This is a genomic window from Pseudarthrobacter sp. GQ63 (genome assembly GCF_059758765.1).
Map to the genome: position 1 here is coordinate 60,654 of NZ_JCAXEF010000014.1, position 12,365 is coordinate 73,018.

The 12,365-nt window shown below is 65.9% G+C and carries 14 protein-coding genes and 1 tRNA gene; 2 read left to right on the forward strand and 13 right to left on the reverse strand.

The window, feature by feature from the left end; translation table 11 throughout:
- Positions 1 to 173: 173 nt before the first annotated feature.
- Positions 174 to 992 (forward strand): ParA family protein, encoded by an 819-nt coding sequence (locus AC6CHP_RS17770; RefSeq protein WP_498231350.1) that lies wholly within the window; start codon positions 174 to 176, stop codon positions 990 to 992.
- Positions 993 to 1,070: 78 nt separating this feature from the next.
- On the opposite strand, the gene AC6CHP_RS17775 is transcribed toward AC6CHP_RS17770, so the two are convergent.
- From AC6CHP_RS17775 to gcvH, 5 genes are all read right to left on the reverse strand, one after another.
- A complete protein-coding gene (locus AC6CHP_RS17775; RefSeq protein WP_066275050.1) occupies positions 1,071 to 1,664 on the reverse strand; it encodes a MerR family transcriptional regulator in 594 nt (197 codons plus the stop codon).
- 231 nt (positions 1,665 to 1,895) lie between these two features.
- Positions 1,896 to 2,399: a bifunctional nuclease family protein gene (locus AC6CHP_RS17780; RefSeq protein ID WP_009358600.1), complete on the reverse strand. Its 504-nt coding sequence runs from the start codon at positions 2,397 to 2,399 to the stop codon at positions 1,896 to 1,898.
- Positions 2,399 to 3,115 carry a transcriptional regulator FtsR gene (ftsR, locus tag AC6CHP_RS17785; RefSeq protein WP_188732262.1) on the reverse strand — a complete coding sequence of 239 codons (717 nt, stop codon included), beginning with the start codon at positions 3,113 to 3,115 and terminating at the stop codon, positions 2,399 to 2,401. Before ftsR ends, AC6CHP_RS17780 begins: the two co-directional genes overlap by 1 nt.
- A gap of 23 nt (positions 3,116 to 3,138) precedes the next feature.
- On the reverse strand, positions 3,139 to 3,615 hold the full coding sequence (locus AC6CHP_RS17790; protein WP_188732263.1) for an FHA domain-containing protein: 477 nt from the start codon (positions 3,613 to 3,615) through the stop codon (positions 3,139 to 3,141).
- Between the two features lie 155 nt (positions 3,616 to 3,770).
- Positions 3,771 to 4,157: a glycine cleavage system protein GcvH gene (gene gcvH, locus AC6CHP_RS17795; protein ID WP_104188752.1), complete on the reverse strand. Its 387-nt coding sequence runs from the start codon at positions 4,155 to 4,157 to the stop codon at positions 3,771 to 3,773.
- A 165-nt stretch (positions 4,158 to 4,322) separates the two neighbouring features.
- On the opposite strand from gcvH, the gene AC6CHP_RS17800 reads away from it, so the two are divergent.
- Positions 4,323 to 5,192: an Fpg/Nei family DNA glycosylase gene (locus AC6CHP_RS17800; protein WP_498231354.1), complete on the forward strand. Its 870-nt coding sequence runs from the start codon at positions 4,323 to 4,325 to the stop codon at positions 5,190 to 5,192.
- Positions 5,193 to 5,242: 50 nt separating this feature from the next.
- On the opposite strand, the gene AC6CHP_RS17805 is transcribed toward AC6CHP_RS17800, so the two are convergent.
- The 8 genes from AC6CHP_RS17805 to AC6CHP_RS17840 all read right to left on the reverse strand — a co-directional run bounded on the left by AC6CHP_RS17805 (position 5,243) and on the right by AC6CHP_RS17840 (position 12,360).
- Positions 5,243 to 5,319 (reverse strand) — tRNA-Pro (locus AC6CHP_RS17805).
- Positions 5,320 to 5,479: 160 nt separating this feature from the next.
- Positions 5,480 to 7,030, reverse strand: a complete 1,551-nt coding sequence (gene der / locus AC6CHP_RS17810) for a ribosome biogenesis GTPase Der (protein ID WP_104188756.1) — start codon at positions 7,028 to 7,030, stop codon at positions 5,480 to 5,482.
- A 10-nt stretch (positions 7,031 to 7,040) separates the two neighbouring features.
- On the reverse strand, positions 7,041 to 7,721 hold the full coding sequence (locus tag AC6CHP_RS17815; protein ID WP_188732286.1) for a lysophospholipid acyltransferase family protein: 681 nt from the start codon (positions 7,719 to 7,721) through the stop codon (positions 7,041 to 7,043).
- 31 nt (positions 7,722 to 7,752) lie between these two features.
- Positions 7,753 to 8,466, reverse strand: a complete 714-nt coding sequence (gene cmk / locus AC6CHP_RS17820; protein ID WP_188732265.1) for a (d)CMP kinase — start codon at positions 8,464 to 8,466, stop codon at positions 7,753 to 7,755.
- On the reverse strand, positions 8,466 to 9,575 hold the full coding sequence (locus tag AC6CHP_RS17825; RefSeq protein WP_498231357.1) for a prephenate dehydrogenase: 1,110 nt from the start codon (positions 9,573 to 9,575) through the stop codon (positions 8,466 to 8,468). Before AC6CHP_RS17825 ends, cmk begins: the two co-directional genes overlap by 1 nt.
- Before the next feature lie 3 nt (positions 9,576 to 9,578).
- Positions 9,579 to 10,778 (reverse strand): pseudouridine synthase, encoded by a 1,200-nt coding sequence (locus AC6CHP_RS17830; RefSeq protein ID WP_498231359.1) that lies wholly within the window; start codon positions 10,776 to 10,778, stop codon positions 9,579 to 9,581.
- 110 nt (positions 10,779 to 10,888) lie between these two features.
- Positions 10,889 to 11,551: an SMC-Scp complex subunit ScpB gene (scpB, locus tag AC6CHP_RS17835; protein ID WP_188732268.1), complete on the reverse strand. Its 663-nt coding sequence runs from the start codon at positions 11,549 to 11,551 to the stop codon at positions 10,889 to 10,891.
- On the reverse strand, positions 11,548 to 12,360 hold the full coding sequence (locus AC6CHP_RS17840; protein WP_188732269.1) for a segregation and condensation protein A: 813 nt from the start codon (positions 12,358 to 12,360) through the stop codon (positions 11,548 to 11,550). The genes scpB and AC6CHP_RS17840 overlap by 4 nt, the downstream gene beginning before the upstream one ends.
- Between the last annotated feature and the right edge of the window lie 5 nt (positions 12,361 to 12,365).

The window sequence follows — 12,365 nt, forward strand, 5'->3', positions numbered from 1 at the left end:
CGGGCGGAAACCGCCCCCGCAGCACAGTCGGTGCCATGCCGACGCCCGATAAAGCAGGATTCGCCGACGCATCAACATATGATGAGTAGGGCGGCAGGACCGTCCGGCTTCGGCACTGCCGGAGCAAACATTACCCCCAACACGGCATCCGGCGTTAGGTTTTGGTCTCTCAAGTGCAAGTAGTCAGCATCAGCAGCCTCAAGGGTGGAGTCGGCAAGACTTCCGTCACCACAGGATTGGCGTCTGCGGCGCTGGCCGCAGGCATCAGCACGCTGGTGGTGGACCTTGATCCGCATGCAGATGCCACCACTGCGTTGGGCGTGCAGCCCGGCGACCAGCTGGATATTGGCCGCATGCTCAAGAGCCCCCGCCGTGCCAACCTGGCCGAAAACGTGGTCCGCAGCAGCTGGACGGCGCGCGCCCAGGCCAACGGCTCCGGCCCGGCAGTACTCGACGTCGCCGTCGGATCCGCCTACACGGGCATCTACGACCGTCCGGACCTGCGCCGCCGGGACCTCCGCAGGCTCTCCTCGGTGCTGGCCACCGGCGGCGATTACCAGCTTGTCCTGGTGGACTGCCCGCCGTCGCTCAACGGCCTGACCCGGATGGCGTGGACTGCCAGCGACAAGGTGGCGCTGGTCGCCGAGCCCGGCCTGTTCTCGGTTGCGGGTACCGAGCGGACCATGCGGGCCATCCAGCTTTTCCGGCAGGAGTTCGCCCCCAATCTCTCCCCCGCAGGCATCGTGGCAAACCGGGTGCGGTCAGGGTCCTCCGAACACACCTACCGGCTCGCGGAAATGGAATCCATGTTCGGCGACCTCCTCCTGAGCCCCCGGATCCCCGAGCAGGCCAACTGGCAGCAGATCCAGGGCGCTGCCCACCCCGTGCACCATTGGCCCGGCGACTCCGCAAAGTCTGCCGCGGCACTCTTCGATGACCTGCTGGCAAACGTGATGGCAGTGGGAAGCGGCCTGCGCAGCCGCGCCCGGTAAGGCACCAAGCCGTCAAATCCGGTTAAACGGATAAGGGGCCGTCCTCCACATGGAGGACGGCCCCTTATCTGTTAAGCCTCAGCTGATTTTGCGGGCTGCTCGGCGTTTGCTCAGTTCGTCGTCCGGAAAGGACTGTTCGGCGGCGTGCTCACTGGGAAGTGATGCCAGGCTGCCTTCCACTTCACGCCACACCCGTCCCACGGCGATTCCGAAGACGCCCTGCCCTCCCTGGACAAGATCGATGACTTCATCGGCGGAGGTGCACTCGTAGACGCTCGCGCCGTCGCTCATCAGCGTGATCTGGGCAAGGTCCTCGACGCCGCGTTCCCGCAGGTGCTCCACGGCGCTGCGGATCTGCTGCAGCGATACCCCCGTGTCCAGGAGGCGCTTGACCACTTTGAGGACAAGGATGTCGCGGAAGCCGTAGAGTCGCTGGGATCCGGACCCGGCAGCGCCGCGGACCGCAGGCTCCACCAGGCCGGTGCGGGCCCAATAGTCGAGCTGGCGGTAGGTGATGCCGGCAGCCTTGCAGGCCGTGGGGCCCCGGTAACCGGCGTCCTCGTCCAGCACAGGAAGGTCCTCGGTAAACAGGAGGCCCTGGGCACCGCTCGCGGGCACAGCAACACCAGCCGTGGGCTGCTTCAGCCCGCCTGCTTCGCCTTTGGGACTCACCTGGATCCTCCTTGTCATGCGCTCCCGGGTAACTACTGCAGCAGCGGTGCATGAAGACCATGCATGTAATTTTCGCGGGGCGCACTTTCCAGTGTGACTTGCGAGGCTGCCGTAAGCAATGGGAACTTGATACTTCGACGTTAGGCCCGGCGGCCTGCAAGGTCAAAGACCCTGAGGGGTTTCACGAGGCGTGTCGAAAGTTTCATCCTCAACTTTAACCTTAACGTGACCTTAGCCGTCGAAATCCTCGGGTTCCACATCGTCCAGGAACTCGCGGAACCGTCGCAGTTCGCGCTCTTCGTCAACGGTGGGGCCGGGCTCGGTGTCCTCGCCCTCGTCGTGCTCTGTGATGCGCACGCCGGCCTCGTCCATGACCGAGTCGGCGCACCAGATCCGGCACTTCGCGCGCAGCGCCACTGCAAGCGCGTCCGAGGCCCGCGAACTCACCGTAGTGCCGTTCTCGAACTGGAGCTGGCCGTAGAAGATGTTGTCCTCCACTGCCACGATGTTGACGCTGACCACCGAGTGCCCCAGCGCTTCCACCACGTCCACCAGGAGATCGTGGGTCATGGGACGGGGCGGCACGACGCCCTGCTGGGCCAGGGCGATAGCGCTGGCTTCGGGAGTACCGATCCAGATGGGAACGTGCCGCTCACCGTGCATCTCCCGAAGCAGGACCAGCGGCTGGTTGGAAGGCAGTTCGATGCGAACGCCTACAATCTCGACTTCAATCATCAGATGTCCATGCGTGAGATATGGTCCTGCACCAGAGCCCGGTGCAGGGTGAGGCAGAGGTCGCTGATTTCACGGGCGGCCTCGGCCGCGCGCGCCTGGGACGCAGCGTCCTTGCGGGACGCCAGCGGCGCCACCGCGCGTTCCACCAGGCCGAACTCCCGCTCGGCAGCCGCCTGGAAGGGGCGCAGGTGGCGGGGTTCAAGGCCGTGGCTTTCCAGCTGGACACAGGCCCGGGCCACCTGGAGGGCGTGCTCGTCGAACTGCCCGTTGGTGTGGCTGATCAGGCCAAAGCTCAGGAGGGACTGCAACAGCGGCACGCTTGCGCCGGACTCAGTGCGGAGCTGTTCCTCGGTGAGCTTGCGCCCCCGGCTCTGCAGTTCCGCCGCCAGCTCGTCGGAGACGATGCGGGGGGAAACAACGACGCCGGGCGGCAGGTTCTCCGGGCGTTCGCCCCTGTCGATCGCGTCAAGGTAGTCCTTGATGACTTTCAGGGGAAGGTACTGGTCCCGCTGCAGGGCGAGCACGAAGCGCAGCCGCTCGACGTCGCCGTCGGAGTACTGCCGGTACCCGGCAGGCGTGCGGCGGGGGTTGATCAGCCCTTTTTCCTCAAGGAACCTGATTTTGGACGCAGTCATGCCGGGAAAGTCCCCGCTGAGCTGTGCGAGGACTTCCCCGATGTTGAGGACCTGGGGTCCCCGGCGTTCCGGTTGTGCCATTGCCACAGGCAGTGGTCCCCGGTTCAGCCGCGGCCTGCAGCGGTGGCAGGGCTCAGGTAGAAGGTGAGGCGGAACTTGCCGATCTGGACTTCGCTGCCGGACTTGAGCTCCACGCTGTCCACGCGGTCGTGGTTGACGTAGGTGCCGTTCAGGCTGTTCTTGTCCACCACTTCGAAGCTGCGTGCCGTGCGGCGGAACTCGACGTGGCGGCGGGAGACTGTGACGTCGTCCAGGAAGATATCGGCGTCCGGGTGCCGGCCTGCCGTGGTGACATCGGAGTCGAGCAGGAACCGTGCGCCGGCATTGGGGCCGCTGTGGGCGACCAGCAGCGCCGAACCAGCCGGCAGCGCCTCCACGGAGCTGCGCTCCTCGGACGAGAGTTTGGGTGTGATCGTGGGCTCATCCCTCACCGGGGTGAGATGGATGGAGGTGGTCTCCGACTCCCTGGCCGCACCCGAGCCGTATTCCCCGTCGGCAGGGTTCTGTGTGTGGCCAGCCATGGACTCCTCCTCTTTCCGCTGCGGCCGTCAGGCCTGCAACCAACATATGTCCTCCGGGCCTGCAGCGCAGGTCCGGAACCGGCTGCCGATCCGGCCGCTGACGTGCGAAGACATTCTGGCTTCGCCCTGGGCCGGACCGGAAATTCCGGTTAGCTTTAGCCTACCTGCTGTTCGTACTCCGATGCACTGAGCAATGAGTCGACGGCGTCAGCTTCGGCAAGCTTGATCTCGATCAGCCAGCCGTCCCCATAGGGATCGGTGTTGATCAGGGCGGAATCGGTGTCCAGGGACTCGTTCCGGCCCACAACTTCGCCGCTGACGGGAGCGTAGATGTCGCTGACGCTCTTGGTGGACTCCACCTCGCCCACAACTTCGTTTGCCGTAATCTTGGTGCCAACTTCCGGCATCTGGGCGTAGACAACATCCCCGAGTGCGTCCTGGGCAAAGTCGGTGATGCCTACCCGGACCACGCCGTCGGCATTGGGGGCGGTGACCCACTCATGCTCGGCGGTGTAGGACAGATCCTCGGGAATGTTGCTCATCAGGGGCCTTTCATCGGGTCGAACACCACTGTCAACGCGGCCCGGGAAACGGGCTGCGTTGAAAGTATAGGCACAACTGCCGGGGCGTTCGCCGGGGTTTCTGACAAGATGGGACGCATGAGCGCACGCACGGTCAGCGGCCACGCCAGGAACGGCGGGTGACGGATGCCTGAGCTCCCCGAGGTTTCCGGCCTGGCAGGCTACCTGGACGACCATCTGCAGGGAACCGTGGTTTCCAAAGTGCAGATCGTGTCCTTTGCCGTGCTGAAGACAGCCGATCCTCCCTTCAGTGCCCTCGAGGGCAGGACCGTCACCGGTGTACGGCGCTTCGGAAAGTTCATCAGCATTGACACCGGCGGCATTTCCTTCGTCTTCCACCTGGCCAGGGCGGGCTGGGTCCGCTTCACGGACTCCCCCACCGACGCCCAGCTGAAAATGGGGAAGGGGCACATCGCCGCCCGCCTTGCCTTCACCGGCCCCGGGGGCGCGCGCGGTTTCGACCTCACCGAGGCGGGCACCAAGAAGAGCCTGGCGGTTTATGTGGTGAAAGATCCCCGGGAGGTGCCGGGCATCGCCACGCTGGGCCCGGACCCGTTCAGTGAAGCGTTCGACGCCGACATGCTGGCTGGGATCCTGGGGTCCAGTTCCCAGCAGATCAAGGGACTCCTGCGCAGCCAGGGCGTGATAGCCGGCATCGGCAACGCCTACAGCGACGAAATTCTGCATGCCGCCCGTGTCTCGCCGTTTGCCACCGCCAAATCCCTGGACCGGGCAACCGTCCAGGTGCTGTACGACGCCATCCATGACGTCCTGGGCACTGCGCTGGCGGAGGCCAGCGGCAAGCCGCCGAAGGATCTCAAGGACGTGAAACGGAGCCACATGCGCGTCCATGCCAGGGCGGGCCAGCCCTGCCCGGTGTGCGGAGACACGGTCCGAGAGGTTTCCTTTGCCGACACCTCCCTGCAGTACTGCCCCACCTGCCAGACGAAGGGGAAGATCCTGGCTGACCGCAGGACCTCGAAGTTCCTCAAGTAACCACACAAAAAGCGGAAGCGCCGGAGATTTTCTCCGGCGCTTCCGCTTGTTGGTCGGGCTGACAGGATTTGAACCTGCGACCCCTTGACCCCCAGTCAAGTGCGCTACCAAGCTGCGCTACAGCCCGCTGGTTCTGCCGTTCTCCGCTGTGCTTGATCCCTGAATCGCTCCCAGGATTTCCACCAGCAGTCCGGCCGAACCACCTAGAAGAGCTTACACGATCCCGGAGCGTGCCAGTGACACTTTCCCGGATTCAGCCCTCTGGTGTGTCGGAGACAACACCGGAATTAACGCTTCTTGCCGCGCTTTTCCCGCACGCGCATGCTGACCTCGATGGGCGTGCCCTCGAAGCCGAACGTTTCCCGCAGCCGGCGGGTGATGAAGCGCCGGTATCCGGGGTCCAGGAAACCGGTGGTGAACAGGACGAACTTCGGCGGACGGCTGGATGCCTGGGTGCCGAAGAGGATGCGCGGCTGCTTTCCGCCGCGGACGGGGTGCGGGTGGGCGGCAACAAGCTCGCCAAGGAACGCGTTGAGGCGGCCGGTGGCAATGCGCTTGTCCCAGTTCTCCAACGCCAGGTCCAGGGCAGGAACCAGGCGGTCCTTGTGCCACCCGGTCTTGGCCGAGATGTTCACGCGGGGTGCCCATTCCACGTGGGCCAGGTCCTGCTCGATTTCACGCTCGAGGTAGCGCCGGCGTTCGTCGTCGAGCAAGTCCCACTTGTTGAAGGCCAGCACCAGGGCGCGGCCCGACTCAATGGCGAGCTGCAGGATCCGGACGTCCTGCTCGCTGAGGACCTCGTCCACGGCAAGGAGCACGACGGCGACCTCCGCCTTTTCGAGCGCGGCCTGCGTGCGGAGGGAAGCGTAGTAGTCCGCGCCCTGCGCCATGTGCTGGCGGCGGCGGATGCCTGCCGTGTCCACGAAGCGCCAGGTCCGGCCACCGAGTTCGATGAACTCATCCACCGGATCGCGGGTGGTGCCGGCGGTGTTGTCCACCACCACCCGTTCAGTCCCGGCCAGCTTGTTCAGCAGGGAGGACTTGCCCACGTTGGGGCGGCCGATCAGGGCGATGCGGCGGGGTCCGCCGGAGCGTTCCAGGCCCTCGATGGTGGAGAATTCCGGAAGCACGTCCATCACGTGGTCCAGCAGGTCCGCCACGCCGCGGCCGTGCAGCGCGGAGACCGGGTAGGGCTCGCCAAAGCCCAGGCCCCACAGTGTGGCGGAATCCGCCTCCTGGGCAAAGTCGTCCACCTTGTTGGCCACCATGATGACCGGCTTCTTGCTGCGGCGCAGCATCTTCATGACGCCCTCGTCGGTGGCGGTTGCCCCTACGGCGGAGTCCACCACGAAGAGCACTGCGTCCGCGAGCTCAACGGCCATCTCGGCCTGCTCGGCCACGCGGGCATGGATACCGCGGGCGTCGTGTTCCCAGCCGCCGGTGTCCACCAGGGTGAAGTTGCGGCCGTTCCAGTTGGCGGAATACATGACGCGGTCGCGGGTGACTCCCGGGGTGTCTTCCACCACGGCTTCGCGGCGCCCCAGGATACGGTTCACCAGCGTGGACTTACCCACGTTGGGCCGGCCGATGATGGCCAGGACGGGATCGAGCTTGACGGGGCCGTCGAAGTCCTCGTCGCCGTATTCGCCGCTCAGCAGTGCGGCGTCTTCCTCGTCGAGGTCGTAGTCCTCCAGGCCCGCCCGGAGGGACGCCGCGCGGAGCTCTGCCTCGTCGTCGTCAATGGCAGCCAGCCGCTCGGCCACCTGGTCCGTGCCCGTGGGCGTGTATTCGTCTTCGCCGGCGCCGAAGTGGCCGGGAGTTTGAGTCGTATCGCTCATTGCACTGTCCTTAGTGGTCATCTGCCGGCGTCCCGGCTACTGCTGTTAAGTCTTGGCGGGCATCTGCGAAAGGCAGTGGCTGCCCGCTGAGTTGAATGGAGTCCTGGACGTGCCCTGCCAGCGCGGCGCGGATTTCCAGCGCCGCCCTGTCCATTGAAGCACGCCCGCTTTCCCCTGCCCGGCGGGCAAGGGTGAGGGCATTTCCGAAGCTGACGTGGAAGCGCCTGCCCGGCCGGGGCACGGAATCGAGGTGCTCCGCTCCCCTGCGGGTGCCCAGGATGGCCACGGGGACCACCGGGGCACCGGAATTCAGCGCCAGCCAGGCGACGCCGCCGTTGATGTCCGCCGCTGCCCCGCTCCCCCTGGTTCCTTCGGGGAGGATGCCAACGCACCTGCCGGCGTCGAGCACTTCCTTGCACCGCTGCAGCGCGGTCCGGTCGCCGCGCCTGTCCACCGGCAGCTGGCCCGACGCTGTCAGCACCTGGCCGAGGAAGCCCTTGAACATCTCCTGCTTGACCAGGATGTGCATGGGGCGCGGTGACGCGCCGAACATGACCGGCCCGTCCAGGAAGCTGATGTGGTTGCCCGCAAAGATCACGGGTCCGCCGGTAGGAACATTCTCCCGGCCCCTGACGGTGGTCCGGTACACCACGTGGTCGAGGATCCAGCCCACCGGCCTGCTCCACGCCATGGTCAGGCCAGAGGGAACGCCCGGCCTGCCGTCAGTCACGGTTGAGGACCTTTGTCACGATCACCAGGGCTGCGGCCACGGTCTGGTCGAAGTCGAGGTCCGACGAATCCAGCGTCACTACACCGGAGGCGGCCTTGGTGAAGTTCACGACGGAAGAGTCCTTGGCATCGCGGTGGGTCACCTGCGCCGCCAGCTGCTCGGCATTCTGGGTGCCGCCAAGCTGGATTCCACGCCGGCGCAGCCGCGCTTCCTCGCTGGCGGTGAGCAGCATCCGGACTTCCGCCCCGGGCGCGACGACGGTAGTGATGTCCCTGCCCTCCACCACCATGCGGCGGTGGTGCTTTTCGATCAGTTCCCGCTGCCGGCGGATCAGCTCAGTCCTGGCCCCCAGGGTGGTGGCCACGGCGCTGACGGCGGAGGAAATGGCCGGCTCGCGGATGGCGTCGGTCACGTCAACACCGTCCACCCGAACGTACTCCTCCAGCGGGCTGGTGCTCAGTTCCAGGACGAGGTCGCGTGCGGCCTGTTCCACTGCTGCGGCGTCGTCGAGGTCGATGCCCCTGTTGACGCAGAACCAGGTGAGGGCACGGTACATCGCGCCGGTGTCCAGGTACGCGAGCCGGAGCCTGCGGGCCACTTCCTTGCTGACGCTGGACTTGCCGGAGCCGGACGGGCCGTCAATGGCCACCACCAGCGGCCGGCCGATGCGCAGCGCAGGCATGGTATCGAGAAGTTCCTGTGTCATTACTGGAGTACCCGCCATCCGCGGTCGTTGAGTGCTTCGATCAGGTGGTCATGCTTGTTCGGCAACACGGAGATTTCCACCATACCTACGTTTTGGCCGGACGAGTGGTCAAGGCGGAGGTCCTCGAGGTTGACGCCGATCTCGCCGATTTCCGTGAGGAGCCGGGCGATCTGTCCTGGCTTGTCGTCCACCAGGACGGTCAGCCAGGAGTACGCCTGCGGCGGCCCGCCGTGCTTGCCCGGAATACGTGCCTGGCCGGCGTTGCCTTCGCTCATCAGCTGCGCGAGGTCCAGCCGTGCGCCCGGAGCCGTGGGGTCCTCGAGCGTTCCGATCAGGCGGTTGAGGTCCTCCCGGACGCCGTAGAGGATTTCCACGACTTTCGCAGCGTTGCCGCCGAGGATCTGGACCCACAGGGACGGGTCACTCGCCGCTATCCGCGTGACGTCCCGGAGCCCGTTGCCAGCCAGGGACAGGGCATGCAGCGGCGTACCCTGGAGCCGGCTCGCCAGCAGCGAGGACATGACCTGGGGCAAGTGGGACACCAGGGCAACAGCTTCATCGTGCTCGTCGGCCGTGAACTGGGATACAACTGCGCCCAGGTCCGAGGCCAGGGAACGGGCCGTCTGGAGGGCGGCGCCAGAGGTTTCCTCTGTGGGGCACACTACCCACGGCATCGAAGTGAACAGCTCGCCCCGGGCAGCCACCGGGCCTGACTTTTCCCGCCCGGCCATGGGGTGGGTGCCCACGTACCGGGACAGGTCGACGCCGCGGCGCCGCAGGCTGGCCAGGATGCCCGCCTTGACGCTGGCTATATCCACCACAACTGAGCGGGGAAAATCCGAGAGGGCTTTATCCACGACGTCGGCCGTAACGTCCGGCGGCGCAGCAACCACCACCAGCTGCGGAACAGCGCTGCCCAGTTCCGGCAGCGGCCGGCCTGCGCCGATGTCCACGGCCACCGCCTGGTTCGTGGGCGAGGGGTCGGACAGGAACACCGGAACGCCCCGTCCGCGCAGGCCCAGGCCAATGCTGGCGCCGAGCAGGCCGGTCCCGAGGACCACCACCGGACCATCCAGGTGCCCGCGGCCCTGGCTATGGAAGGCGGACATGCCTCAGAGCCCTACGGATGCCAGCAGATGCCCGACTTCCTGCTTGCCGAGGTTGCGGATGCTGCCCTGGCGCTGGTCACCCAGGCCGATAGGGCCCACCTTGACGCGGACCAGCCGCAGGACCGGGAAGCCGACGGCGTCGAAGAGGCGGCGGACAATACGGTTCTTGCCCGAGTGCAGCACAACTTCGATCAACACGTGGCCGGGGGTTGAGTCAACCAGCCGGAAGGAGTCGACGGACGCAAAGCCGTCCTCCAGTTCCACGCCTTCCTTGAGCTGCGCGCCGATACCCTGGGGGAAGGGACCGCGGACCTGTACCAGGTACGTCTTGGGCACTTCGTAGGAGGGGTGCGTCAGGCGGTTGGCCAGTTCGCCGTCGTTCGTCAGCAGGAGCAGCCCCTCGGTGGCGACGTCGAGACGCCCCACGTGGAACATCCGTTCGCCGGTGTTCTTGTTGCTCTTGAGGAAATCGCTGATGCAGGGCCGGCCCTCAGGGTCCTCCATGGTGGAGACAACGCCCTTCGGCTTGTTGAAGACCATGTAGACGAGGTTCTCATCCAGCTGGATGCGCAGGCCGTCCACGTGGATGACGGAGGTCTTGGGATCAACCCGGACACCGAGCTCGGTGACGACCTGTCCGTCCACTTCCACCCGGCCCTCGGCAATCATCTCCTCGCAGACGCGGCGGGAGGCGACGCCGGCCGAGGCCATGACCTTCTGCAGGCGCACGCCGTCGGCGTCGTGGAGTTCCGACTGGGGAACGTCGCCGCGCGGGCCCTTCTTCCGTGACGGCCGGCGCACTGGCCCCAAGTTCTGGCCGAAGCGTTCGCTGCCGAAAGCACGGGAGGCTGCGGCACCGGGCACACCGGTGCGCGGCTTCGGCTTGAGGGCGCCTGGAGTGCCCGGCGCCTTCTTGGCTCCGGGCTTGCGCGCTGCAGGCTTCCGTGAGGAAAGCCTGGCGGCCTTTGGATCTGCGGCGCCCCGGCCCTGCTGGGGGCCGTCCGACGCCAGATCCGGATCGATGAAGCGTTCCTCGCGCGGCTTGGGTGCGCGCTGCGGGCGGTCGATGCCGAACCCGCCGCCCCGCTTCGGGGCACCGCCGCGGAACCCGCCCGCTGACTTGCCACCCTGGGAGGTGTTGCGCTGGGGATTGTTGCGTCCCGAGCTGTTACGTGCTGAACCCTGGCGTCCCGCCTGTGTCATGACCCGTCCTTCAATTGTTTGGCCGGAAAGGTGTCCGGAGACAACCCTAACCAGCCGTGCAGAAATAATCTGCCCTGATAAATATCCTTGCCCAGGCAGCTCGAAACTGCCTAGATCCCTTCGGCGTCGTAGTACTCCGCGATGCCGTCCAGACCCGGAAGATGGGGAGACAACTGCGGCAGCTCGGCCACAGAGCCGATTCCCATCCGTTCCAGGAAATACGATGTGGTCCGGTACAGCATGGCCCCGGATTCCGGATCCGTTCCCGAATCCTCGATCAACCCGCGTTGGGCGAGTGTCCGCACCACTGAGTCAACATTGACACCCCGAATTGCAGAAACCCTGGCCCTTGAGACGGGCTGCCGGTACGCGATGACCGCGAGCGTTTCCAGGGCTGCCTGGGTAAGCCTGGCAGTCTGGCCTTCCAGCACATACTTGCCCACAATGTCGGCGAAGTCGGTGCGGGAGTAGATCCGCCAGCCACCGGCGATGTTCCGCAATTCAAAACCCCGGGGGCTGGAGCCGAAACCAGCGTGACTGGCTTGATCCATATCCGGGGCTTTAACAGTATAGCCGCTATACTCGCGCTGCAGTTCGGCCAGCAGCGCGCTGACCTTGTCCACGGTGAGGCCAAGGCCGGCTGCCAGTTCCTCCTCTGTGGCCGGCTGGTCGATAACCATCAGCACAGCCTCAATGGCAGCCTTGGCCCCGCCCGGGAGGTTTTCGAGGTCCTCCTCCCCCAGTTGCGTGTCTTCCGTGGCTTCCCTGGTCACAGCTGCTCCTCGAACTCTTCGCTTAGGTTGTCGGCGGACCACTGCCGGCTGCCGGCGGTCCAGTGGACGGCAAGATCCGCCAGCGGCGACACCTGGTCGAAGGACACCGCCTTGTCCCGGAACAGTTCCAGCAGCGCCAGGAACCTCGCAACCACCACAAGGGTGGACTCGGCGTCGGCGATGATGGCCCGGAACGTGAGCGGCGATTCCCGCTGGAGCCGCAGCCCCACGATTTCCGCCTGCTCCTTGACGCTGACATTGCCGCCATGGAGATGTGCCAGGCCCACTTCGGTGGGCTTCGGCGCCTTGGGCCGCAGCGCAGTTTCCGCCAGCGCGGCAAACTGTTCCGGGGTGTGCTTCCACACGAGTTCCGGGAGCATGGCCGCGAAATGCTCCTCCAGGGCAACCTGCCGGGGAAAGCGCATGGCTTCCTGGTGCAGTGTTTCACCCAGGAGACCGGCCACGTGCTTGAAGGCCTTGTACTGCAGGAGCCGGGCGAAGAGCAGGTCCCTGGCCTCGAGCAGCGCCATGTCCTCGTCGTCTTCCACCTCACCGGCGGGAAGGAGCCTGGCAGCTTTGATGTCCAGGAGCGTCGCGGCAATCACCAGGAACTCGCTGGCTTCATCCAGCGCCCATTCCCCGCCCATTTTCTGCAGGTTGCGGATGTACTTGATGAATTCGTCTGTCACCGTGGCGAGGGCCACCTCGGTAATGTCCAGCTGGTGCTTGGCGATCAGTCCCAGCAGGAGGTCGAAGGGACCCGTGAAGTTGGCCAGCCGCACCTCGAAGCCGGGCTTGGATTCGGCCACGTCCT